This window comes from Brachybacterium netajii (SeqCode), from assembly GCF_054114245.1.
This window is the reverse complement of record NZ_JBSYXB010000006.1, coordinates 1-25063: the sequence shown is the minus strand read 5'-3', so window position 1 is coordinate 25063 and position 25063 is coordinate 1. Positions and strand designations below refer to the sequence as shown.

The window sequence follows — 25063 nt, the reverse complement described above, 5'->3', positions numbered from 1 at the left end:
GGGAGGAGTACCCATGTGGATGACCGCGCCCGCGCCGCGATGCGCCGCCGTCAGCCGGTGGTGACCTGGGCGACCTGGAGCTTCATGGCGCGTCCGCCGGTGACCAGGAATCCGCGGCCCGCGGGGAAGTCCGCCCGTCGGATGCGGCCGAGGCTCGTGCCCAGCAGCGTGTCGCCGTCGGAGTCGCTCGGCTGCAGCAGCAGTCCCCGGCGGCCGGACTTGAAGGGCTGCGCGAGCACGTAGGCCTGCGACCAGGTCCCCGACTCGTTCTCGCCGACGACGAACTGGCCCGCGCGGGTGGCCGCACGGATCAGCTTGTCGAGATCGGCCTCGACCCCGGTGCCGGTGAAGTCGGAGACGCCGTCGACGAACAGGGCGAGGCGCCCCTCCCCCACCGTCCCGGACTCGATCGTCGCGCGCAGCTGCGCAGCGAGCTCCTGCACGGAATCGGGATCCGAGGCCTCGACGTCCCACACCCCGAGGCCCGACAGCGGGGTGCGCCGGGCGGAGAAGCGCACCAGGCGCATCGGCTCGGGCACGGCTTTGAGCCCGGTGGCGATCGTCAGCATCGCCGTGGTGCGCCCGGAGCCCATCGGGCCGGTGACCATGAAGGCTCCGCGGGGTTCGACGGTGATCTCCTCGAGCGTCTCGTCGGCGACGCCGAGGACCGGACGACCGTCCGCGACCGGCCGCAGCGCCGTGAGCTCGACGCGCTCGGGCAGACGCTGGATCGCCGGGGCCTTGGCGACGCCGGCGCGGCGCATCGCCCGGGAGAGCTCGGAGACCTCCCGCGACTGGATCGCGACGTTGGAGTCGCCGCCGTGGACGGCGATCTGCACCTCGTGGCCGTCGAGGATCGCGCGGCCGGGGGGCGAGGAGACGTCGAGGACGTCCCGGGGCTCCCCGAAGGCCGCGTAGTCCTCGTCGCTGGCCATGCGATGGACGAGGCGGCGCTGGATCGAGGAGCCCAGCGAGGTGGGGATCGCATTGGGTCGGTCGCCGGTGACGATCACGTGCACGCCGACCTGGCGTCCGTCGGTCGCGATCTGCACGAAGGCGGTGAACCACCTGCTGAGCCCCGAGTAGTCGTAGGCCTCGCGGAAGGCGGCCATGCCGTCGACCAGCAGCAGGATGCGCGGGGTGTCGGGGGCGTCGGCCAGCTCGCGGTACTCGGCGACCGAGCCCGCCCGGACCCGGGCGAACTCGCGGGCCCGCTCGTCGATCGTCTGCCGGAGGGTGCGGAGCAGGCGGATCACCCGCTCCTCGTCGTCGCCGGAGATGATGGAGCCGACGTGCGGGAGCTCCTCGAGCATGCTCAGGCCCGAGGCGCCGAAGTCCAGCCCGTACACCTGGACGGGGCCGCCGCGCACCGTGGAGGCCGCGGAGATCGCGATCGTCCGCAGGGTGGTGGACTTCCCCGAGCCGCCCGTCCCGTAGATCGCCATGTTGCCGTCGCGGTCCGGATAGTAGGAGATCGTCGGCTGGTCCTGCTTCTCCGGGACGTCCATGACGCCCAGGAGCAGCTCCTCGTCGGTGCGCCGGGTGGGCAGGCGCGAGAGGTCGTAGGCGTCGGCGAGCTCCGACAGCCACGGCTTGCGGGGGGCCGGGACGCCGGCCCCGTCGGCGGCGGCGACGATCGTCGCGACCATCCGGGAGATGTCCGAGGGGCCCGGATCGGCGACCTCCTTGGCCGGAGGGGCGGGCACGTCCCACTGCTCGCCGGTGCCGAAGTCCTTCTCGACGATGTCGATGCGGGCGCGCTCGGGCTCGTCGGTCGTCCATCCCCCGGCGTAGCCGGACTGGAAGGCGGTGATCCGACCGGGGCCGGTCTTCGCCGCGCCGCGACCGGGGATGCCGGGATCGAAGTGGGCGGCCATGGTGTCCCCCAGGATGTCCTTGGAGTCGGCCTCGTCGGCCATCCGCAGCGCGATCCGCAGGTTCGTGTTGGCGCGCAGGTTGTCCTTGATCACGCCTGCGGGGCGCTGGGTCGCGAGGATGAGGTGCAGGCCGAGCGAGCGTCCGCGGGCGGCGACGTCGACGACGCCGTCGACGAACTCGGGGATCTCCTTCGCGAGCGCCGCGAACTCGTCGACGATGATGATCAGGCTCGGCGGTGCCTCGGGATCGCCCGTCCGCTCGAGGGAGATGAGGTCTTTGGCCTTCTTGCGGTTCAGGAGATGCTCGCGATGGTGCAGCTCCGCCCGCAGCGAGGTCAGGGCGCGCCGCACCAGGTGCTGCGAGAGGTCGGTGACCAGGCCGACGGTGTGGGGCAGGTCGACGCAGTCCGCGAAGGCGGCGCCGCCCTTGTAGTCCACGAACAGGAAGGTCACCCGGTCGGGGCTGTGGGCGGTGGCCATCCCCATCACCCAGGCCTGGAGGAACTCCGACTTGCCGGCGCCGGTGGTGCCGCCGACGAGGGCGTGGGGGCCGTTGGTGCGCAGGTCCAGGTGGAAGGCGTCCTGGCCGTTGTGGCCGATCAGCGCCCGCAGGTTCGCATCGTGCTTGCGGCGCTGCGGTGGCGTGCCGTCGCGCGGGGTGAGCGACCCGTTCTCCTTCCACCGCTCGACGATGTGGCCGGGGTCCTCGGCGAGCGCCATGCCGCCGAGCTTGAGATACGAGATCGAGCGCGGCAGGTCGGAGTCGTCGTCGATGGGGACGCCGGCGTCGACCACGGGCGAGAGGTGCCGGGCGACGCCGGAGGCGACCTCGACGGAGACGGTCTCGACGGCGACCGGGTAGAAGCGCTCCCCCAGGCGCACGTGGCCTGCGCTCGCGCCCTCGACGGACTCGTCGACCGAGACGTAGGTGCGGCAGGCGGCGGGCAGCGAGGCGACGTCGGAGGCGGACCACAGGACGTGGACGCCGACGTCGGGGCCGCGCTCGGCGATCCGCACGAGGCGCGCGCGGTCCACGGGCGCGTCGTCCTCGATGATCACCAGCAGGCTCGGCACGACCGGGTCCGGCGGCAGCGGCGGCTCCTCGGACAGGTCGACGGTCAGCCGGGTGCGCAGCTGCGCGGGGGCGCCGGCGCTGCGCTGGTCGATGAGCTCCTCGATCCGCGAGATCAGCGCGGTGCCGCGTCCGGGGGTGTCGGCGAGGTGATCCCCGGGCAGCGGGGAGTGCGGGCTCGAGGTGTGCGGCAGCCACTTCAGCCACTCCCACATCAGCCGGCTGGAGCGGGAGGTGATAGCCGCGATCGTCATCTCGGCGGGCGAGTGGAGGGCCAGGAGCTGCATGACCAGGCCGCGGGCCACGCCGTCGGCCTCCCCGCCGGTGCCTGCGACGCCGACGCTCCCCGCCTCGCGCAGATCGGCGACGATGGGCACGCCCGCGATCAGGCGGTACTCCTGATGCATGTCGTCGAGCATGTCGTAGTAGAGGGGGATGGCGTCGTTCTCCCCCGGCATCTCGATGCCCACCCGGGACTCGGAGACGCCGAGCCCGAGGCGGAGCGTGCCGAAGGCGGTGTGCTCGGGGCGGTGGGTCCACAGCAGGCGGCCGAGCCGGAAGGCCGCGTCGACGGTGTCCGCGGCCGACGGCGTCTCCACCAGCCGGACCGCGCGCTCGAGGTCCTGGGCTGCGGTGACCCGGCGCTTGAGCGCCGCGAGCCCCTCCTCGAACTGCTGGATCTGGCGTTCCAGGATCCGCTTCTGCTGGAGCTTGCGGTTGAGGTACCCGGCGGTCGCCATCAGCGGCATCATCAGCACGAACATGAGCGAGAACGGGCTGTGGGTGATCGAGAACATGAGGCCGCCCATGAGCAGCGGGGCGAACAGCATGAAGATCGGGAAGAACTGCGGACTGGGCTCCTTGGGCGGCGTCGGCGCCTTCAGGGGCCGGTGGGGGAAGCGCGGGACCACCCGCGGGGAGCGGTTGAACTCGACCACCGGGGAGGTCGGCGCCGTGCCGCCCAGGCGGTGCAGCAGCACGATCGCGAAGGCGGTCTGCCCGATCAGGACGGTGTCGGCCGGTCCGATCACGGCGCGCTCGACCGGTTCCCCGCCGATCACGACGCCGTTGGACGAGCGCAGGTCGACGATCTCCACGGTCTCGCCGACGTTGATGCGGGCATGGCGCTTGGAGAGCATCGGATCGGCGATCCGGATGTCCAGGTCGCCCTCCCGTCCGATGGTGCTGGAGCCGCTGGGCAGGGGATACTCGCGCCCCGCCTCGGGACCCGAGAGCACGCGCAGCAGCGCGACCGCGGCGCCGCGGGACTCCGCCCGCGTGCGGTACTCGCTCGACGACCTCGCGAGGGAGACGACGCCTCCGGACCGCAGCCCCGCCTGGATGAGGTCGACCTCGCGGTCCAGCGAGCGCACGCCCGCCGCGCCCCGGCCGGCCCCGGGATCCTGCACCTGCAGGGTCAGGCCCTCCGGCGGGACGACCTCGTCGCGCATCGGATCGGCGAGATAGAGCGCATTGGCGACATCCGCGACCGTCGCCGTGGCGTCGGCCGTCACCTCGAGATCCGTCAGCCGGTCCTCCGGCCGGCGCAGCGTGAGCCTGATCCGCATCCGCGTGGTCCTCCCCTGTATCCCCCGGGCGGGCGATCACCGCCCGCCCTCCCCTGTCCTGCTGGTCGTGCTGGTCGTGCTGGTCCGGCTGGTCTGGCCGGTGCTACTCGACGTCGTCGTCGAAGCTGCGGTCCAGCATCGGCAGGTCCTGCGCGGTCACGAGTCGCGAGAGGACCGCGTGCTCGACGAGCCGCGCGCGCCGGTTGCTCGCGAGCTTCCCCGGCCCCCCGCGCAGTCCGCGCACGCCCAGCCGGTCGAGCTTGTCGCAGACGTTGTCGAGCTTCCGGTTGAACTTCGTCAGCGGCCAGCCGAGCCGGGCCGCCGCCTGGGCGGAGGTCGGCACCGAGCTCATCCCGCTGCCCTCGCGCACCAGCATCGGCTCGGCGAGCGAGAGGATCAGGAGCTTCTGGCTGATCGTCATCTGCACCGAACCGACGGTGGTCTCGCCCGCCGGATCGTCCGGGCCGACGGTCCGCTCGAACTGCGGCGAGTCGGCGTGCACCGAGAGGTCATAGGTCGTCGGACCGGCGGTGAACACCACCTTGGTCTCGTCGAACACCAGCGGGATGCGGGCCCCGGGCGCGAGCCATGCCTGCATCGATCCGGTGCCGTCGGTGATCGTCGCCGACAGCCGCGATCCGATGTTCACCAGCCACCACATCGACTCCACCTGCACGATCTGCAGGAACCGCCGGTGCAGGAAGGGATTGTCCTCGTCCACGCTGAGATCGGCGTCGCGGCCGATGGTGAGGTCCTCCCCCTCCTCGACGCGGTACCACTCCCCGCAGAACGCGACCGAAATCGTCGATGCCATCCTCAGTCCACCTTCTCCTCGTCCTCCAGGCACACCGGCACCCAGCCGCTGGCCGCGCTCGGATCCTCGAACACCGTCTGCACCTCGGCGCAGAGCGGATCGACCCCCGGAGGCACCTTGAGCGTGACGCTCTTGCGCCCGCGCACCATCTCGAACTGCTCGTACTCCTGATAGCCGTCGGGCAGGTCCGTCCAGCGCACCCGATAGGTCGCCCCCGATCCTGCCTCCTCCGGCAGCTCCCAGCTGATCCTCGCGTAGGCGAAGCCTCCGCCGTCGGCCTCGCTGACGGTGATCGCGATCGCCGCATCGGTGACCTCCAGCGCCTCGGGCCGGTCGGTGACCACCGCATTGGGGTCCGTGGTCGCGATGATCTCCTCGGGCTCGCCGAAGAAGTGCCCGACGGCCGCGGTCGCCCCCGCGCCGAGGGCGATCACCACGAGCGCGGCGAGCGCGATGAACGGCCAGGCGGGCGTGCCGCTGCGACGCTCCCGGTCGGCGGGGACCGCGTCCGCGTCCGCGGGGCCGCCGGTCGCGGTCGCGACCGGCCGCAGCATCGTGCTCTCCTCCACGGGCGGCCCGTAGGCCGCGCCCGGAGCCGATCCCGGTCCGCTCGCCGGGGCGCCCGTCGGCCCGTTCCCCGGGGCCGGATCGCCGCGGCGATACGGGTCCTCCCCGAGCGCCGGCGCGATGCCGGCGAAGCGATCCACCCCGGGGCGCCGCCCGTCGGCCGCGTGCGCCGGAGCCGCCGGTGCGTCGGCCTGTCCGACGGGGGCCGCGGCAGCCCGGTCCCCGTCCGACGTCCCCGGGCCCTCGGGGTCCACCGTCGCGACCTTGCGGATGCGCGTGTGGAGCTCGAGCGCGTCGTCCTCCTCGCGATCGAGGGCCCCTCCCCGGTCGTCGAGCACATCCATCTGCGTGACCGGCAGCGACAGCGCCATCTCGATCTGCTGGAGCCCGCGGCCGAAGGACAGCGCCGTGTCGTACCGTCCGCCCGGGTCCTTCGCCATCGCGATCGACAGGACCCGGTTCAGCTCCGCGGGGACGTCCGGCCGCTCCAGCGGTCGCAGCGGCTCCGTCTCGATGCGGTGGATCAGATCGGCGGCGCTGTTGCGCTGGCCCGGCCGCTCGAAGGGCGTGCGGGAGGCGAGCAGCGAGTAGACCGTCGCCGCGAGCGAGAAGACGTCGCTGCGCACGTCCGCGCGCGGCGGATCGGCGAAGAACTCCGGCGGCGACCACGGGATCGACATGCCCTGCGAATCGTCGATGTCATCCCCGGCGCCCGCGGCGATCGAGATGCCGAAGTCCGTCAGCGCAGGCCGGCTGTAGTCCGTGACCAGGATGTTCGCTGGTTTGATGTCCCGGTGGAGGATGCCCGCGCGATGCGCGGTCTCGACGGCGCCGGCGATCTGCACGCCCACCCGGAGCGCCTCCGCCACCGTGATCCGCTCACGGCGGAAGCGGACCCCGTAGTTCGGGCGCGAGCAGTACTCCATGACGATGTACGGCCGATGGTCCGCGGAGATCTCCGCGGCATGGATCGAGACGATCGACGGATGCGTCGACATCGTCGCCATGACGTTGGCCTCGGCGTCGAACTGGCGGCGGACGCTGTCGTCGAGGACGTCCGAGAGCAGCACCTTGATCGCCACCCGCCGCTGCGGACGGAACTGGCGGTAGAGGAACACATCGGCGAACCCGCCGGATCCCAGCAGCGTCTCGTACTCGTAGCCGGGCAGGCGCGGCGGCGCCGACGGCGGCCGGGAGCTCATGGCGCCTCCCGGTACTGCAGGATCGTGCCGTCGCCCAGGTCCAGACGATCGCCCTCGACGAGGACCATGCCCTCGCGCGGACGCAGCCGCACCGGCTCAGCGCCCTGGCGCAGCAGCGTGGTCCCGTTGGTGGTGCCGAGATCGCTCGCGACCACATGCCATCCCTCGAGATGCAGCTCCACGTGGGAGCGGGAGATGTCCTGCTGCGGGCTGGGCACCGTGATCAGCTGGGGGACGTCATGACCGCTGACCCGCGATGCGCGCGGTCGACGCCCGACGATCGCCGTGCGGTCCAGGACGAACCCGCCGCCGGACAGGATCGCGATCCGCCCCAGCGGCGGACGCGCCACCGCACGCGGCGGCCCCTGGAGCGGGCCGCGGCAGACCCGGCAGACCGTCCGCTCCGGGGACTCCGCGTGCCCCGACGGGCACAGCAGCCCCGGGAGCATGACCGCACCGCTGTGCGGACCGGGCTGCGCCGACGGAGCGGGAGCGGGAGCAGGCGACGGAACAGCCGCGGCCTGCACGGGGGCCGGGGCCTGGGCCTGGGCCGGAGCGGCGGCACGCCGAGCCTCCGCACGCGCGACCTCCGGAGCCGCCCGCCCCACACCGGGCACCCAGTCGATGAAGTCCCCGCCGATCGCCGAGGAGGTCGCCTCCGCCGGTCGGGCGACGGGCAGGTTCGAAGGCGCCGCCTCCGCGCGGCCGTAGGTGATCGCAACCCCCGCGGGGTCGTCGTCCGCGACCGCCGCGCCTCCGCCGACCCCGGGCCCGGACCCGGCAGCGCTCTCCGGCGCGATCGCGCCCTCCTCAACGTGCTCCTCCTCACCGCTCTTGCGCACCGCGGCATCCTCGACGCTGCGGTAGATCGTGCTGCCGAAGAGATCGTCATAGGCACCGCGCTCGCCCGACACCTCGATCACGGGAGCAGACCCCGGCTCCCGGTCCGGACGGGGCGCGGCCGGCGAGGAATCGGTCGCTGCCCGCCGCCGACCGGTCGCAGCTGCTGCTGCGGGGGCGACCGGCGGGATCGGTGCGGACGGTTCGACCTGCTCGACCTGCTCGATCGGCTCGATGATCGTCTCCGGGAAGAAGCTCTCGAGCGGTTCGATCAGAGTGTCCGCCGAGGAGGTCGGCGGGCCGGTGCGCGCCAGCGGGTGCGGCGTCCTCGACGGCTCAGCGGCCGCCGCCGGTGCAGGCGCCGGTGCCTGCGGAGTCGGTGCCTGCGGGGTCGGTGCCTGCGGGGTCGGCGTCCGCGGGCTGTCGAACAGCGATGTGCTCACCAGTCGCCGACGACCGCGGGACGGCGCAGCAGCCGGCGCCTGACCGGCCGCGGGCACTGGCGGTGCTGACGGGCCCGCCGGCTCCGGGACGCTGGGCGCGACGACCGGTTCGGGCGCAGCGGCGGGCGCAGGAGCGGGGGCGGGAGCTGGCTCGGGGACGGGTGATGCGACCGCTGGAGCCGGTGCAGCCGCCGGAGCGGACTGAGGCGCCGGTGCGGGCCGGGCCTCCGGAGCGGGCCCGCCGAAGAGACCGTCGAAGACGCTCGGAGCCGAGGACGCGGCCGGTGCGGGAGTGCGGCGCGGAGACGACCCCGGCATCTCCCCCGAGCGGCGCGTCGCGACGGCCGGAGAGCGCCGCGGCGGCGGGGCGGTGGCCGGCGCCGCCGTCGGCGCAGCGGGGGCAGCCGGCGCTGCGGACGCACCCGTCGCAGCGGGCGCCACGACGTTCTTCGTCGGCGCAGGTCGCGCGTCGCGGCGGGCACGGGCATCCGGCGTGATGATCGACCGGCCCTGCTCGGCGATCTGCTCGGCGAGCGCGGACCGCTCCGCCTCCGGCAGCGAGGTCGGATCGACGAGGGAATGCACGAAGCCGCGGGCGCGGACGATCCCGGTGCCGACGCGGAGCGCTCCGAGCGGGTCCTCCGCCGGGAGATCGCCGAAGGCGATGCGCCGCACCCCCGACAGCTCCCGCACCGCGAGCGGTTCCTCGTCGGAGCCGACGACGAGCTCGACGCCATCCGCGGTGTGCACGGCCAGCGGCGTGCTGCCGCGGACGCCGATGCGAGTGGTGCCCTCGTCGAGCAGCGCGAACAGCAGAGCGCTGATCGCCGTCGGGCTCTCGATCCCGGCGCGGCGCGCGATGTCCTCGAGGAGCGTCTCCGCGCTCGGGCCGTCGGCGCTCCCCCCGGTTCCCAGCACCTCCCAGGCGGCCTCGATGACCTCCTTGCGGCTGCCGGGCACCAGGACGATCCAGCCCCTTTCCCTCGCCACCAGCGTCGCCGGACCGTTCTGGACCCAGATGCCGGTGCCGAGAAGCGTCGTGCCCTCGCTCATCGTGAGCCGTCCTCGGGGATCGCGCGCGGGAGGGTGTCCTCGTCGATCTCGACCAGGTCCGCGGGGGACGGCGGCGACTGGACCGTGGTCTCCGCGGGGTTCGAGAGGCCGAGGATCTCCACGGCCTCCACGATCACGACGCTCACGTTGTCCCGGCCCCCGCCGTCGAGGGCGAGCTGCACGAGGCCCTGCGCGATGGTGCCCAGACCGTCGCTCCGGCGCAGGAGGCGCTCGATGACGGCGTCCTCGACCTCCCCCGTGAGGCCGTCGGAGCAGACCAGCATCCGGTCCCCCGCCTCGGCGGGGATCAGCCAGTAGTCGGGGTCCGACTCGGGTCCGGCGCCGAGGGCGCGCGTGACCATATGGCGGTAGGGGTGGACCTTCGCCTCCTCCGCGGTGAGGTCACCGCGGTCCATGAGCTCCTGGACCACGGAATGATCGACGCTGACCTGCTCGAAGATCTCCCCGGAGAGGCGGTAGACCCGCGAGTCCCCGAGGTTCAGCACGACCCAGTACCCGATGCCGTCCAGCACGGTGGTCGCGACCAGGGCGACGGTGGTGCCGGCGCCGAGGGGCTCCCCGCCGCCGAGCGCGGCGATCCGCTCGGCCGCCGCGTGCAGACGGTCGCCGAGCTGGTCGACGGTCACGTTGCGCTGGACGGTGAGCTTCTCGAACTCCTCGACGGCGACGGCGCTCGCGACCTCTCCCGCGTTGTGCCCGCCCATGCCGTCGGCGACCATGAAGATCGGAGGATCCGCGAGGAGGGAGTCCTCGTTGGTGGCGCGCACATGACCCACATGCGTGAGCGCCGTCCACGTCGTGCGGATGCTGCCCTGGGCGTCGGGGTCTGACAGGGAGCGGTCGATCACTGCTCCCTCTCCAGGGTCAGGAGGCGGTCGCCGATCGCGATCGTCGCCGTCGCCGGCGCTCCCGGGACCGTCGTCGGGGCGTTCGCCTCGAGCTCCTCGCGGCTGCCGTCGGCGTGCACGATCGCCGAGCCGTTGGTGGAGCCCAGATCGGTGACCACCAGGTCCTCGCCGGTCCCGTCGATGCGCAGATGCGTCTTGGACACGGAACGGGTCCCGTCCCGCAGCACGATCAGCGTCTCGCCGTCCTCCCCGGAGGGGTTGCGTCCGATGATGGCCGCGCTGTCGAGGACGCGCGTGGTGCCGTCGTCGGCGGTGATCCGCAGCGAGCGCACGCGGCGCGGCGGGAGGGAGGACACACGGGTCTGCTCGAGATCCTCGGGCTCCTCCTCCGGGACGCTCAGTCGCGTGGACTCGTCGATCTCATCAGCGATCCACGACGGCTGCGGGGTCGGGGCAGCCCCCTGCGGGGCCGCGGGCGCCGCACCGACGGCCGGGGCCGGGGCCGATTGCACCGGCGCGCTCGGCGGCGCGGACGGAGCCTGCTGGACGGGCGGCGCAGGAGGAGCGGCCGGTGCCTGCTGCACGGGCGGAGCCGGCGGGACCGGGGCCGGCGGCGCAACGGGTGCGGCGGCGGGCGACGGCGGTGGCGGTGCCCAGGAGACCGCGGGATCCTGCGCGGACGCGCTCACCGGGCCCGGAGCCTGATCGGAGGACGGTGCGGGCGAGGGCATGGGCGCAGGTGCAGGTGCAGGTGCAGGTGCCGCCGACCAGGGCGTCGACTGGATCGGAGCCGGGGCTTCCGACGGCACGGGCTGGGATGCGGGCGCCGACGGCGCGGACGCGCCCCAGCCCAGCGCCTCGGCCGCACCGGGGGCGGGTGCCGCGGCGGGCACGTCCGTCCCGTCGGCGGCCGAGGGCGCGCTGGGCGCCTCCGGTGCGGACCACACCGCACCCGGCGAGGCCATCAGGTTCTCGGGGGCTCCCACGGCGACCGATGGCGCCCCCAGGTAGTGATCGGCGCTCTCGCGCTCGAAGCCGTCGGGACGCGGCCCCATCGGATCGCGGCCGGCGCGGATGTCGGCGACGACGGAGCCGACGGCGCGGTCGTGGAGGCCGCGCAGCCGCTTCGTGGGATCGAGGAAGATCGACAGACCGAACAGGGGCGTGCAGATCCCCAGCAGGACGGCGCGGCCAAGGGCGCGCAGCACGCCGATCGGGCCGCCCTCGCCCTGGCGGGTCGTGCGCAGACCGAGCGCGAGCTTGCCGAGGGTGAAGCCCTTCAGGCCCTGGAGGCAGACCGTGAGGATCACGAAGGCCAGCGGGAGCGCCACGCCGATCCCGACCAGGACCAGCACCGTCGTGGTGGCCTCGCCGTTCAGGATGAGGAGGACGACCGCGATGGTCAGAGGAAGCTCGAGGATGCCGAGGACGACGCCGTCGACGATCGCCGCGAGCAGGCGCTTCAGCGGCGATGCCGCGACGCAGTCGTCCAGCGGCGGATCCAGGCGGGTCGGCTCCGGCTCGGAGGCGGGAGCATGCGGAGCCGGCTCCTGCACGGGGGCGGCGGGGCCGGCGGGGTCGGCCGACGGGTGGGGACCGGGCTGGGTGACCATCATCCGATCGTACTGTCCCGGGGCCCGCAGAGTGGTCGTCCCCGGGGCGGCGGGCTCGAGGGATTCGCGGCTGATGCGTTCGATGCCCGTCCGGTCCTGCTCCGCGTCGGGCGCTTCCTCCTGCCTCTCCCGCGGACGCGGAGGCCCTGACCAGGCACCGGGCGCGTCGGTCGCGCGCCGCTCATAGGGCGAGGCCTGGTAGCGGGCTCCGCACTCCCCGCAGATCGCTGCGGCCTGCGGGAGCAGCGCGCCGCACGTGCTGCAGTATCTCGTGGTCATCCCCGTGGTCCCCTCGTTCGCGTCGTGCTCGTCGTGCTCGTCATCAGCGTCACCAGCGTCACCGGCGTCGCCCGCCGCGTCCTCGACGGCGGCGCCCGAGCGCCGCCGCCCGCCGCACCTCCTGCGCCCGGCCGCGGGAGCGGGCCCGCTCCCGTCGGCCCTGCTGCGCGCGGTCCGCGGCGCGCCGCCGCAGCGAACGCAGCGAGAACAGTCCCCGCAGCCGCCGCCGCAGCGGCTCCGCGGCGACCATCGCCGAGCGGGTCGCGGCGACGCCCTTCCAATGCTCCTGCACGACCTCCTCGGGCGCATCCTCGGGTCCGAACACCGCGCGGTCGGTGCCGACCGCCAGGGCCATCGCCCCCGCCCCAGGCACCGAGGCGTCGAGCTGCGCGGCCGTCTCCCGACGGGTGAGCACCGGGTCCGCGCGGCGGCCGAGATCCGCCAGCAGGTCGAGGATCTCCTGCCATCCGCCGTCGATGCGCTCGAGCGGGCTGCCGCGCAGGCGCCGACGCCGACGCCGGATCGCCTTCGCCGCGACGATCGCGCCCAGCAGGAGCGCGATGAGCAGGATGGGCGCGGCGGCGACCAGCGCCCAGCGCACCCAGACGTCGCCGACGACCGGGTCGTCGGGGACGTCGGGGACGTCCTCGCTGAGCGCGCCCGGCGGCTGCGTCGGCGGCTCCGCCGGCGGAGGCGGCGGCTGGGCGACCTGCGGCATCGGCAGGTCGACGTCCTTCGGCGTCTGCTCCACCGGGGTGTCGTCGTCCTGCGGGACCACGTCGAAGCGGACCCAGCCGATCCCCTCGAACTCGACCTCGACCCATGCCGTGACGTCGTCCCCGGTGATCACCGCGGTCCCGCCCTCGAGGGCGGGCACCTCGAAGCCCATGACGACGCGCGCCGGGATCCCCAGCGACCGGGCCATGACCGCGGTCAGCGCCGCGTACTGCTCCTCGTCGCCGATCATGCCCTGCTGGATCGCGTCGCTGTCCTCCTCGTCGTACCCCGTCTCCTCGAGCATGGCGAGCAGGCGGCGCGCACCGTGCCCCGACAGGGACGGAGCCTCGTCGTCGTCGATGCCGTGGGAGAAGGTGCCGTCGGTGGTGATGCCGCGCAGCAGACTCTGCATCCGCTCGTAGTCGGACTCGGAGTCGCCGGCCCACCGGGCGGCGAGCGCCTCCAGCCCGGACCCCATCTCCGCCCCCTCGGGGAGGTCGTCCTCGGCGAAGACCGCATCGCGCTGCTCGTCGTCGGTGGGCGCGATGTAGGGCTCGTAGGTGAGGTCGATGCTGTCGCCCGAGGCCAGGCCCGTCGCCGCGATCGCCGTGCCCGAGGTGCGGTTGAGGTACAGGTTCTCGGCGAGCGCGCCGGTGCGGTCGGGGTCGGCGGAGGCCAGGTCGATCCGGTCGGTGGCCTTCCCGATCGTCGGCAGCCAGACGTCGGCATAGCCCTCGACCTCGATGGTCGCGGTGCGCGAGGAGTCGCTCGCCGCGAGCAGGTCCACGCCGGTGGCGGTGCGGAGGAATGCGCCCGAGGGCGAGCTCTTGTCGGAGGAGCTCGCGACCTCGTACACGTGCCCGTCGTAGGTGTCCAGGGTCGCGAGGGTGATCAGCTCCCCCGCCGGCAGACCGGTGACCCGGAACAGCTCGGTGTCCCGGGTGTTCTTGCGATATCCGCGATAGTCGGCGAGGGGCGAGACGAAGCGGTCGGCGTCGAAGGGCGGGGTGATCGTGTCCCGCAGCGCGTAGCGGCCGGCGCCCTCGGGCGGATCCAGCAGCGCCTGGGCGGAGACCGCGGTCCCCGCGGCGAGGACCAGGACGAGCGTGCCGCCGACGACCCGTCGGCGCAGCACCGGGTTGCTCCACGAGCCCGCCCGCACGGTGTCGGCGATGATGCTCGAGCGCGAGCCCGCGAGCCGGTCGCTCTCGAAGCGCCACGTCAGCCAGGCCAGCGACAGGACCGCGAAGGGCACGGCTCGCAGCACGGGCCAGAACGCCTCGGTGGTTCCGAACACGATCGTCACGCCCAGCAGCGCGAGCGGGAACAGCCAGGCGACGAGGAACTGCCGCGTGCGCAGCACGACGGTGGCCGCGCCGAGGGACAGCAGCAGCATGCTGATCCACTCCACGCCGAGCATGCCCTGGGCGGTGCCGACCGGAGGCGCGACCGTCAGCACCGACTTCCAGGTGCTCACCGGCTCCCGGATGACCTCCCAGAGCGCCGCGGGCGTCGGCACCACGCCCCAGAGCGCATGGGAGGGCGCGGCGAACACCGTGCCGAGGACGAGATGGACGCCGATCGTCAGCAGCGCCATCCGCAGCGGTCCCCAGGACCAGCGCGCACCGATCAGGGCGATGAGGAATCCGAGCAGCAGCGCCATCGTCCCCGTGACGAGATGCTGGACGCCCCCGTAGACGGGCTGGAAGCCGAGCGCCGCGAGGAGCAGGAGGATGCCCAGGACGGTCAGGTCGACGGCGCGGCGCGAGGTGCTCGCGCCCGCATCGGCCGACGGGCGGGCGGGCGCGCTCATCGTCCGACCCCGCGCAGCGCCCGGGCGAGCTGGTCGAGCTCGCCGATCGTGACCACGTGCAGGCCGCCGATCGCCGAGCGCCGCACCTCGGCGCCGCGTGCGCAGCGGATCGCGACGGCCATGACGCCCAGCGGCAGCTGGCTCGCCGCCGCCGTGAGCTCGCGGACCGTGGCATGGGCGCCGACGACGAGCATGACGGAGGACGCCCCCGGGGCGAGGTCCGTGACGGCATGACCCAGCTCGTGCAGGGAGCGCCGCGGCTTCGTCGGCGCGACGACGGTGTAGTCGTCCATGAGGGTCCGGAAGGTGCCGGTGCGCTGGCGCTCGTCGAAGGTGAGCGCGGTCAGCTCCTTCTCCTCGCGGAAGGTCTGGCCGGCGATCGAGGCGGCCGCGGAGACCGCGAGCTCGAACTCGTCGTCGTCGGCGAAGCGCCCGGAGACGGTGTCGAGGGCGACGACGACGTGCGAGCGGCGCGTCTCCTCGAACTGGCGGACCATGAGCCGCCCGGTGCGGGCGACGGACTTCCAGTGCACGTGGCGCCGGTCGTCCCCGGGCACGTACTCGCGCAGCGCATGGAACGCGATGTCGGAGCTCGAGAGGTCCGACGACGGGGTCCCCTCGAGATCGCGCAGGAAGCCCGTGGCCGCCTCGTCGAGCCGGACCGTGCGCGGGTGGACGTACACCTCCTGCGCCTTCGCCCAGGTCACCTGGCGTCGCATGAGCGACAGCGGGTCGTCGCGCACCGAGCGGACGGGCCCCACGACGAGCACCGCGCGTCGACGCGTCGGCACCGCGAACAGCTCCTCGTGGGTCCCCTCCGCCGCGAGCCGCGGCACCAGGAACTGCGCGGTCGCGGAGCCGACGGCGAGCTCGATGCGCGAGGGCAGGATCGGCCGACGGGTCGGGTTCGCGACCTCGATCCGGCCGACGGCCCGGGTGCCGACGACCACGCGATGCTCGCGGAGGTCCAGGTCGATGCGGTAGTTCGCCCGTCCCAGCACGAACAGGGCGGCGACGACGAGCGGCACCGTCAGGGTCGCCGCGAGCACCGTCAGCTCGGTGACGTGCAGGAGGAGGCCGACGGTCCAGCTGAGGGCGGCCGCTCCCATGATCGTCCAGCCGACGGGCGACACCACCGACAGCACGGGGCGGATCCGCCGCGTCCACAGCATCCGGGCGCCGCCGCCGAGGCGGCTGCGCAGCGGGACCGCCTCCTCGGCGGCCGCACGCGCCCGAGCGGCCCGGACGTCGGCCGTGTCCTGGGGGACGGCGTCGGCCAGCGAGCCGCCGGCGACGGGGGTCGAGCCGCCGGCGGCGCGGGAGGCCGGGCCCGGATCGCGGACGGATGCCGGGGCGGGCGCCGGGCCGGAGAGGCGGGCGCTCATGCGCCCTGCTGACGCGCCTGCGGAGGCGCCACCTCGCTGAGGATCCGCGACAGCACGGAGCCGGCGTTCGTCCCGGAGAACTCGGCCTCGGGATCGAGCACGAAGCGGTGCAGCCAGACGGGCTCCACGAGCGCCTTGACGTCGTCGGGGATGACGTAGTGGCGGCCCTCCGCGGCCGCCCGGACCTTCACGGCGCGCATGAGCGCGAGGGCGCCGCGGATCGAGACGCCGACCCGCACCTCGGGCGCCAGGCGGGTCTCCTCCATGAGCCGGGAGACGTACTCGAGCACCGCGGGGTCGACGTGCACGGTCGACGCCAGCTGCGCCATGTCGTCCACGGCGTTCAGCGAGATGCGCGGGGGCAGCGCCGCGGCCCGGTCCCGGATCGACGAGCCCTGGAGGATCTGCACGGTCGAGGCATGATCGGGGTAGCCCAGCGAGGTCTTCAGCAGGAAGCGGTCGAGCTGCGCCTCCGGCAGACGGTAGGTGCCGGCCTGCTCGATGGGGTTCTGGGTGGCGATCACCATGAACGGGGTGCCGACCTGGCGGGTCTCCCCGTCGACGCTGACCCGTCCCTCCTCCATCACCTCGAGCAGGGCCGACTGCGTCTTCGGCGAGGCGCGGTTGATCTCGTCGGCGAGCACGATGTTCGCGAAGATCGGCCCCTCGTGGAAGCTGAAGGACCCGCTCTGCTGGTCGTAGATCTGCACGCCGGTGACGTCCGTGGGCAGCAGGTCGGGGGTGAACTGGATGCGGCTGCTGCGCCCCTGCACGGTCGCGGCGATCGCCCGCGCGAGCGAGGTCTTGCCGGTGCCCGGAGCGTCCTCGAGCAGGACGTGGCCGGGCGCGAGCATGGCCGTCAGGACGAGCCGGACGACGTCGTTCTTGCCGAGCACGGCCTGGCCGATGCTCTGCGCGAGCTTGTCGAAGGTCTCGGCGAACCAGCGCGCCTGCTCGGGGGTCATGCTCATGGAGTGCGGTGTCCTTCGTGGTCGATCCGGTCGGAGCCGGACGGTGCTGGTCTGGGCGGTGCTGGTCTGGGCGGTGCTGGCATCAGGGTGTCACTGGGGCAGGGAGTAGGTGCCCAGATCGGTCTTCGTCCCGGTGGCGGGATCGTAGAGGTACAGCGTGAACGCGTTGTACTTGAAGCCGTAGTGCCAGTTGTAGCCGGCGTCCACGCTGCTCCAGGTCCCCGATGAGGAGGCCGTGAACTCGGTGCCGTTGATCGGCCACTCCGCGTCCTGCTGCTCGCCGTAGGGGCTGTCGGTCGCGCGCGTTGTCATGTAGACCTGGTACGTCTTCCCCGGCTCGAGGCTGCTGTACCGCACGTCGATGAGACGGCAGAAGTCGGTGTTGGTGCACGCCTGGTTGGTCGACTTGCCCTTGAACACGACGGTCCCCTGCGGCGTCGGCGCCGTGTAGGTCTGCGCGGCCTGCGTCTTCGTGACGTGCTCGCTCGTCAGGCCCTTCCCGTTCTCGACCCAGGCCTCCACGCTGTGGGAGGCGCCCGACGTCGAGGTGATCGTGATCGTCTGCGAGGTGCTGGAGACCGAGGTGGTCTCCCCGCCGTCGACCGCATAGTGCAGGGTCCGGCTCCCGCCGCCCCCGTCGTCGCCGGTCGCCGTGATCGTGAAGGTGACCGTGCAGGTCGACGAGTTCGTGCAGGTGCCGGCGGAGCTCGAGATCTGCGCCGACCCGGGCCGCGTGTACGGCGTCACCGAGGAGGAGCTGGTGCCGCCGCTGACCTCGCCGAAGCGGTTCGTCGCCGCCACGGTGAAGGTGTAGGCCTTCCCGTTGGTCAGGTTCGAGATCCGGGTGGAGGTCGTGCCGGCGTCGACCGTCGTGGATCCCCCGGACCAGCTGATGACGTATCCGTCGATGCGCGTGCCGTTGTCCACGGCCGCGCTCCAGCTGAGGTCGACCCGGCCGTCGGGGCCGTCACCGCTTCCGGTGTCGGGCAGCGTCGCCGTCACGGTGCCCGGCGCGGAGGGCACGGAGTACGGCGTCACGGCCTTCGAGGCGGCCGACGACGGTCCCGTGCCGACCGAGTTCACGGCCGCATAGGTGAAGGTGTACGCCGTGTCGGGGTCCAGCGACCGGAAGGTCGTCGTGTTCGTGCCCGGGACGGCTGTGATCGTCCGCGTGCTGCCGTCGGACGCCGTCACGATGTACGAGCGGATGCTCTCGCCGTTGGCCTCGTCCGCGCCCATCGCGGGGAGGGACACCTTGACGCCGCCGCCCATCACGTCGTCGATCCGGGTCGCGGTGATGACGCCCGAGGGCGTCTTCGGGGCGCCCGCGGGATGCTCGGCGGCGGACCAGGAGGAGGCGTCCGACGGCGCATCCGCGCGGTTGTAGGCGCGCACGCTGAAGCGGTAGCTGGTGCCGTTGGTCAGTCCGGACCAGACGTGCACCGTGGACGACGCGTCCAGCTCGACGCTCTCGATCTCCCCGGTCGCCGCGTCCTGCTTCTGCAGGACGTACTTCTGCAGGGCGGAGCCCCGGTTCTCCGGCGCGCTCCAGCGCACCGTGAGCTGCCCGTCGCCGCGCTCGACCGTCGGGGCGGCGGGCGTCCCCGGGCGCACGTCGGGCCGGGCGGAGGCCGAGGCGCCCGAGGCGTCGGACGTGCCGACGTCGTTGACCGCCACCGCCTGGAAGGTGTACTCGACGTCGTTCGTGAGCCCGTCGATCGTGCAGGAGGTCGCGGTGCACACGGCCGCGACCTCGGGATGGTCGGGCGAGGTCACGCGGTACTCGGTGATCGGCGCGCCGTTGTCGGCGCCCGCCGTGATCGCGATCGTCACGAAGCCGTCGCCGGCCTCGACGATGCGCGGGACCGAGGGCGCCTCGGGGGCGCCGCGGACACCCACCTCGATCTCGCCCACCGCCTTGCGATCGATGTCGCCGGTGTCGTCGAGGACCGTGTACTGGGCGTGCAGGACGCCGTGGAAGTCATCGTCGACGGTGATGCGCACCTGGCCGTCGACGACCTCGGCGCTCCCGGCGCCCTCGCTCGTCACCGAGGCGGAGGTGATCGTCCGCTCGCCGCCCTCGAAGGGGTTCGAGTCGTTGGCGAGGACGTCGATCAGGCCGCTCTGGCCCGCGTCGATGTCGCCGGTGTCCAGGGTCGCGCTGATCAGCGGCCGCGTCGACTTCGTGACCGACACCTGGATGCTCGCGGGGACGGGGTCGTTGGTGCCGTCGGCGACGGTCACCGGGACCTCGACGACGGTGCCCTTGGAGGCCTCGGCGGAGGCGGTCGCCGTCAGGACGGAGCCCTCGAGGGCGATCGCGACCTGCGGATCCTGCACGTACTCCCCCATCGCGTACACGAGCTCGTCGCCCTCGGGGTCGGCGGTGCCGACGGCGAGGTCGATGCTCGCCGCACCGCCGCCCTGCTCGACCTGCAGCGGCGCGCCCTGGATCGTCGGCGGCCGGTTCTCCTCCTCCTGCTCCGTGGCGATGACCTGCACGGGGATCGTCAGGACGGCGGTCGCGGCGGTCTCGTCGCCGGACTCCCCGTCGGTCACCTCGACGGTGATCGCGTCGTCGCCGGAGAAGCCCTCGGCGGAGCGGTAGACGAGGGTGCGCTCGTCGGCCACGAGGGCCGAGCCGTCGGAGTGCACGGCGGAGGCCGCCGACGGATCGGTCACGACGGCCGGCTGACCGCCGGGCCGCACGCGCACGAGCCCGGTGTCGGAGAGGTCGATCGCGAGCTCCTCGCCGCTGCCGACCTCCAGCGTGCCGCCCACCCAGGTCGGGGCCTGCTTCGCGAGGCCCGGGACCCAGATGTACCCGTAGGAGTCGAGGCCGTCGAGGTCCTCGATGCGATAGCGGATCCGCTGGAGATCGTCCTGCGGCGTGACGACGATGCGGGTGCCGTCGACCACCTCGGCGCCCTCGACGGCATCCGGCAGCGTGACCGTGAGATCGGAGGTGCTGCCGTCCGGGTCGATGTCGTTGGCGAGGACCTCGACGGGGATCGTCTCGTTCTCGGTGTCCAGGACGTCGGCGGCCGAGACGAAGTCGTCGTAGGCGACGGGGCTGCGCTGCGGGGCGTCCTCGGAGACGCGCAGGGTGATGGATGCGGTGTCGGTGAGCTGCCCGTCGCTCGCCCCGTAGACGACCGTGTACGTGCCCTCGGCCTCCGGCGTCACGACGGTGACCACGCCCGGTGCGGACTCCTCCGGGTCGAGCACCTCGACGACGGTCCCGTCGGCCGCGGTGATCGCCTCGACCGCGGTGCGATCGATCGACAGCACCGCGCCCTCGGGATCGGTGTCGTTCGCGAGCGCCTGCACCTGGACCTCGCGGCCTGGCCGCGCATCGACCACGTCGTCGACCGCATCGGGGTACTGGTTGGTGTCCGACGGCTCGGCGATGCCCACCAGCACCTCGGCGGTCCCGATCGCGCCCTGCCGATCCATGACCTGGTACGAGAAGCGGTCCGTGCCGGTCACCCCGGGGAACGGCGTGTACTCGATCCACTGCCCGTCGATCGCGGTGACCTCGCCGAGCTGAGGGGTGGGGCTCGTGATCCCCGTGAGGATGACCGAATCGCCCTCGGGATCGATCCCGTCGGTGGTCACCGGGATCCGCACGGCGCTGCCGGAGACCGTCCGCGCCGTGAGGTTCTCCGGGCGCGGCGACGTGTTCGCGGTCTCGACGGGGACGACGGTGATCGTCAGGCGCGCCGATCCGACGCGGCCGGTGTCGTCGACGACCTGGTACGTGAGCGACGCCTCCCCGGAGGCGTCCGGGTCCGCGGTGAAGCGGATCCGGTCGGCATGGGTCTCGAGATGACCGAGCGCATCGAGGGCGCCGGTGTCCGTGAGCTGGCCGAGCGAGAGCTCCGCCCCCGAGGGCGAGTCGTCGTTGGCGAGCACGTCGATGGTGGTCATGTCGCCCGCGCGGACCGTCGCCGTATCGGGCACGGCATCGGGGTTCGCGAGCTGGGTGTCCGTGCTCACGATCATCACCCGCAGGGTCCCGCGGGCGGACCCCGAGGTCCCGGCGACCTCGTAGCCGATCTCCACGGGCTCCGAGCCGACGACCGCATCCGGCGAGGCCGTCAGGCGCACGAGATGATGCTCGACGACGGTCGCCTCCAGCCCGCTGCCCTCAGGCACGTCGATGCCGTTGAGGACGAGGATCCCGCCGGCGGGGTCGACGTCGTTCTCGAGCGGGTCGACGAGCGCCGTGTCGCCGACGACGACCGCCCCCATGTCGTCCACGGCGACCGGGGCGAGGTCCTGCGCATCCGGCTCCTCGACGTCGACGCGGATGATCCCCGGGGATGTGGATCCCGATCCGGTCGCCGCGGCCGTGTACTCGAGATAGTGGATCCCCTCGGCCGCCCCCGACACCGTGATCGTCCCGGTCTCGAGGGACACCTCGGTCTCGAGGTCCTCGTCGGCGGTGACATGCGTGAGCTCGAGGTCGCCGCCGTTGGGGTTCAGATCGTTCGCGAGCGGCTTGATCGTCGCGCTGCGGCCGACGACCGCGCGCACATGATCGGCCGAGGTGATCGGCGGGATGTCGGTGTCGTCCACGACGTCCACCTCGAGGACGCCCTCGCTCTGCGTCCCGCGCTCGTCGCGGAAGGTGAGCTGGATCTGCTTCGTCCCGGTCTCGAGACCCGCATCGTTGTAGGTCACGGTGCCGTCGGCTCGGAAGGTCACCAGGTCCTCGGGCGGGACGGTGGCGTTGGCGAGGTAGAAGGCATCGCCCTCGGGATCCTGCCAGTAGGGCAGCACGTTGATCGAGGTCGACCGGCCCGAGCGGACGGTGAGCTTGAGGGCGGTCGAATCCGCGGGGACCGGGCCGCTGTTCTCGTCGTCGGCCTTGACCTCCAGCGTGACCGTCGCCGTGTCCTGCCCTCCTCGCCCGTCGTCCGCGAGATAGGTGAAGTCGGCGGTCCCGCTCGCGTCGTCGACGACATCGATCTGCAGCTGGGTGCCGTCCTCGATCGCGGTCACGGTCCCGATCGCGGGCTGCTCCCCCTGGAGCGAGGCCGTGATGATGTCGCCGTCGAGGTCCGTGTCGTTGCGCGTGATCGGCAGGACCACGCTCTCCCCGGGGCGCACGCCGAACACATCGTCCTGGGCGATCGGGGGACGGTTCTCCTGCGTGCGATCGACCTGGGCGTTCTCGATGGTCGTGCTGAGGGTCTCGCGGTCCTCGGAGGCGGTCTCGGACTTCAGCGGATTGGTGACGGCCCAGTTCTCGACGATCTGCATCTCGTCGGAGATCAGCCACGACCGTCCCAGCTGCTGATCGTTCAGGACCACGAGACCCTCATTCACCCGCAGCACGAGGTCCGCGTCCGAGTCGACGTCCGGGACCGTCGACGCCGCATCCTCCTGGCCCGCGCACGAGCGCAGGTACAGGTCCGAGTCGTTCCATGCGCCGTAGAGGCAGCCGTCGACCTGCGCCGGAGCCACCGGGTTACCGCTCCCCCCGACCGCATGGCTCACGGGATCGCCGCCGTCGAGCGGCACCTCGAGAAGGGCATCGGAGGTGGCGAGGAGGACCGAGCCCGAGGTCCCGCCCGGCTGCTGCAGAGCGAGCGCCGACGCATCCGAGACGCCGAAGTCCGACAGCGCGACGGCCGTGCCGTCGTCCCCGAGCAGGAGCGTCCGATGCTCCTCGTCGAGGACGACGGGCGCCTCCCCCACCGTCGTCAGCTGCAGCTGCTCGGCATCGGTCGACACCCCCTCCAGCTCGACCGTCGAGGAGAGGCGCGTATCGCGGGTGGAATCCTCCCGCGCATAGGAGGTGAGTGTGGACCCCTCCAGCACGAAGAGCGTCCCGGCATCGCTGACGGTGATCGACGGCGCCTTCCCCTCGCCCTGATGGACGGGCTCGGCGGCATCGGGCGAGAAGGCGGCCGCCTCCGCGGGCGAGAGCACCCAGACGCGCCCGTCCGGATAGGCGATCGCGACGCGGTCCCCGCCGAGCGCGAGCTCATACCCGGGATCGAGCTCGACCAGCCCGTTGCGCTTCTCGCTCGTCGTGTTGATCGGCGTGAAGCCGTGCGGGCCGACCTCGATGACGTCGTAGCCGGACTGGAGGATGTCCAGATCCGTCCCGATCATGTCGACCTTGCCGTCGATCTCCTGGGCATCCACGTTGATGCGACCCATCAGACCGTCCTGCGCACTCGTCACCCAGACGCCGCCGTCGGACACGGTGACGCGCGAGGAGGTCAGCCCCGGATGATGCAGGGCGAATCCGGTGATCACGAGGGAGGCGACCGACAGGATCGCTGCCGAGACGACCGTCATCCGCCGCCGTCGCACCCGCGCCGAGGTCGACGAGGCCGCCGACGACGTTGCCGACGACATCGGCGTCGTCCGGCGCGCGTACCCGCGATCCGTCACTCCACGCTCCCCTCAGGCGGCCGGCGCAGGAGACGCCGACCGATCGACTGATGCATCGCGCTGGATATCACGGACGCCGGATGCTCGGCCCCTCCCCCGAGGGAGACCGCATCGACAGCGTGCGCTGCGCGTAGCCCGCACAGCCTACTGGTCCGGCACCGCCCTCCACCATAGGCCAGCGATCACAACCCGGCAAAGACGCCCATGCCGGGACGATCGCCGCTGCAGCGGACGACGGCCGTGCCCCGCGGGAGCGGTCAGCCGAGGCGTTCCGTCACCGGCAGCAGTCCGCGCCGGCGGTCAGCGGCCACGCTCAGCGGCCACGCTCGACGAGGGAACGGGTGAACGTGGTCAAGGAGTCGCGGACCGGCCCGTCGGGGAGCTCTCCGAGAATCTCGACGGCCTCATCCGCCGTCCTCTGCGCAAGTGCGCGGGTCTCCTCGAGCGCGTCGTCCTCCCGCAGCAGTGCGACCAGGGTCGCGAGGTCCTCGTCCGAGGACAGGTCCCCGTCGAGCCGTCGCACGATGTCGAGAGTGCGCTCATCCGGCGACTCCTGCGCCCGGCGACGGACGAGGAGCGTCGGCATCGTCGGGACCTGCTCACGCAGGTCGATGCCCGGGGTCTTGCCGCTCGTGTCGGCATCGCTGCCGAGATCTAGGACATCGTCGGCGAGCTGGAAGGCGACGCCGATCTTCTCGCCGTAGCGACGCATGATGTCGTCCGCCCCTGCAGGAGCGCCGCCGAGCGAGGCACCGAGCTGCCCGGCGAGGGCGAGCAGGGACGCCGTCTTGTCCGCGAGCACCGAGATGTAATGCTCGAACGGATCGTCGTCCTCCTTGGGACCGACCGTCTCGTGCAGCTGCCCCAGGCAGAGGCGCTCGAAGGTCTCGGAATGGAGGCGGACCGCTTCGGCGCCGATCTCCGCGCTCAGGCCGCTGGCACGCGCGAAGAGGAAGTCGCCCGTCAGGATCGCCACGTTGTTGCCCCATACGGAGTGGGCGCTGCGCGTCCCCCGTCGGGTGGGCGCGGAATCCATGACGTCATCGTGGTAAAGGCTCGCGAGGTGCGTGAGCTCGACGAGCACGGCGGCCTCCATGACGCCCTCGCGATCGATGTCGCCGAGGGACGCGGCGAGCAGCACGAGCATGGGACGCACTCGCTTGCCGCCGGCGTCCATCAGGTGGCGGCCGGTCCAGCGGACCATGTCGTCGCTCGTGGCGACGGAGTCGCGCAGCTTGCTCTCCACCAGCACCAGGTGATCGGCTACGGACGCGGCGAGATCATCGTCCATGTCGGGGACGGCCGGCAGCGTGGACGCCATGGCTCTCCTGGAGGTCGGTGGCCCGTGGTTGAGGGCCGACGCGGGCAGTGCGGAAGTCTTCGTGCATCGCGGGGCGATGCCGCGCTGGGCGCTGCGGCATGTCATCTGCGCACCGCACCTGCGACCGCCGAGTCTACCTGGATCGTCCCCGTCGACAGCGAGGCGACGGGCCCGAGGTGACCCGAGGAACCTCTCGGGGAGACGCCCCACCCTGATGGCCGCTTGTTTTCGGGCATGCGAAAAGGGGT

At 72.7% G+C, this 25063-nt stretch carries 11 protein-coding genes; all 11 read right to left on the bottom strand.

The window, feature by feature from the left end; translation table 11 throughout:
• Positions 1 to 50: 50 nt before the first annotated feature.
• The 11 genes from ACXET9_RS11745 to ACXET9_RS11695 all read right to left on the bottom strand — a co-directional run bounded on the left by ACXET9_RS11745 (position 51) and on the right by ACXET9_RS11695 (position 24815).
• On the bottom strand, positions 51 to 4517 hold the full coding sequence (locus ACXET9_RS11745) for an FtsK/SpoIIIE domain-containing protein (RefSeq protein WP_457886786.1): 4467 nt from the start codon (positions 4515 to 4517) through the stop codon (positions 51 to 53).
• A gap of 103 nt (positions 4518 to 4620) precedes the next feature.
• Positions 4621 to 5331 carry a hypothetical protein gene (locus tag ACXET9_RS11740; protein ID WP_457886785.1) on the bottom strand — a complete coding sequence of 237 codons (711 nt, stop codon included), beginning with the start codon at positions 5329 to 5331 and terminating at the stop codon, positions 4621 to 4623.
• 2 nt (positions 5332 to 5333) lie between these two features.
• Positions 5334 to 7100 carry a protein kinase domain-containing protein gene (locus ACXET9_RS11735; RefSeq protein ID WP_457886784.1) on the bottom strand — a complete coding sequence of 589 codons (1767 nt, stop codon included), beginning with the start codon at positions 7098 to 7100 and terminating at the stop codon, positions 5334 to 5336.
• Positions 7097 to 9436 carry an FHA domain-containing protein gene (locus tag ACXET9_RS11730; protein WP_457886783.1) on the bottom strand — a complete coding sequence of 780 codons (2340 nt, stop codon included), beginning with the start codon at positions 9434 to 9436 and terminating at the stop codon, positions 7097 to 7099. Before ACXET9_RS11730 ends, ACXET9_RS11735 begins: the two co-directional genes overlap by 4 nt.
• Positions 9433 to 10305: a PP2C family protein-serine/threonine phosphatase gene (locus ACXET9_RS11725; protein ID WP_457886782.1), complete on the bottom strand. Its 873-nt coding sequence runs from the start codon at positions 10303 to 10305 to the stop codon at positions 9433 to 9435. Before ACXET9_RS11725 ends, ACXET9_RS11730 begins: the two co-directional genes overlap by 4 nt.
• Positions 10302 to 11918, bottom strand: coding sequence for an RDD family protein (locus ACXET9_RS11720; protein ID WP_457886781.1), 1617 nt, complete (start codon positions 11916 to 11918; stop codon positions 10302 to 10304). Before ACXET9_RS11720 ends, ACXET9_RS11725 begins: the two co-directional genes overlap by 4 nt.
• A 337-nt stretch (positions 11919 to 12255) precedes the next feature.
• A complete protein-coding gene (locus ACXET9_RS11715) occupies positions 12256 to 14727 on the bottom strand; it encodes a transglutaminase-like domain-containing protein (RefSeq protein WP_457886780.1) in 2472 nt (823 codons plus the stop codon).
• Complete coding sequence (locus tag ACXET9_RS11710; protein WP_457886779.1) at positions 14724 to 16112, bottom strand: DUF58 domain-containing protein; 1389 nt, start codon at positions 16110 to 16112, stop codon at positions 14724 to 14726. Before ACXET9_RS11710 ends, ACXET9_RS11715 begins: the two co-directional genes overlap by 4 nt.
• Positions 16109 to 17083, bottom strand: coding sequence for an AAA family ATPase (locus ACXET9_RS11705; protein WP_457886778.1), 975 nt, complete (start codon positions 17081 to 17083; stop codon positions 16109 to 16111). The genes ACXET9_RS11710 and ACXET9_RS11705 overlap by 4 nt, the downstream gene beginning before the upstream one ends.
• Before the next feature lie 90 nt (positions 17084 to 17173).
• Positions 17174 to 23398, bottom strand: coding sequence for an Ig-like domain-containing protein (locus tag ACXET9_RS11700; RefSeq protein WP_457886777.1), 6225 nt, complete (start codon positions 23396 to 23398; stop codon positions 17174 to 17176).
• A gap of 409 nt (positions 23399 to 23807) precedes the next feature.
• Positions 23808 to 24815 carry a polyprenyl synthetase family protein gene (locus ACXET9_RS11695; RefSeq protein WP_457886776.1) on the bottom strand — a complete coding sequence of 336 codons (1008 nt, stop codon included), beginning with the start codon at positions 24813 to 24815 and terminating at the stop codon, positions 23808 to 23810.
• Positions 24816 to 25063 lie beyond the last annotated feature (248 nt).

Excerpts from the sequence above, each read along its gene's own strand:
- ACXET9_RS11705 (WP_457886778.1), bottom strand. The coding sequence starts at position 17,083 with ATGAGCATGACCCCCGAGCAGGCGCGCTGGTTCGCCGAGACCTTCGAC.
- ACXET9_RS11730 (WP_457886783.1), bottom strand. The coding sequence starts at position 9,436 with ATGAGCGAGGGCACGACGCTTCTCGGCACCGGCATCTGGGTCCAGAAC.
- ACXET9_RS11700 (WP_457886777.1), bottom strand. The coding sequence starts at position 23,398 with ATGACGGTCGTCTCGGCAGCGATCCTGTCGGTCGCCTCCCTCGTGATC.
- ACXET9_RS11695 (WP_457886776.1), bottom strand. The coding sequence starts at position 24,815 with ATGGCGTCCACGCTGCCGGCCGTCCCCGACATGGACGATGATCTCGCC.
- ACXET9_RS11735 (WP_457886784.1), bottom strand. The coding sequence starts at position 7,100 with ATGAGCTCCCGGCCGCCGTCGGCGCCGCCGCGCCTGCCCGGCTACGAG.
- ACXET9_RS11720 (WP_457886781.1), bottom strand. The coding sequence starts at position 11,918 with ATGGTCACCCAGCCCGGTCCCCACCCGTCGGCCGACCCCGCCGGCCCC.
- ACXET9_RS11710 (WP_457886779.1), bottom strand. The coding sequence starts at position 16,112 with ATGAGCGCCCGCCTCTCCGGCCCGGCGCCCGCCCCGGCATCCGTCCGC.
- ACXET9_RS11740 (WP_457886785.1), bottom strand. The coding sequence starts at position 5,331 with ATGGCATCGACGATTTCGGTCGCGTTCTGCGGGGAGTGGTACCGCGTC.
- ACXET9_RS11745 (WP_457886786.1), bottom strand. The coding sequence starts at position 4,517 with ATGCGGATCAGGCTCACGCTGCGCCGGCCGGAGGACCGGCTGACGGAT.
- ACXET9_RS11715 (WP_457886780.1), bottom strand. The coding sequence starts at position 14,727 with ATGAGCGCGCCCGCCCGCCCGTCGGCCGATGCGGGCGCGAGCACCTCG.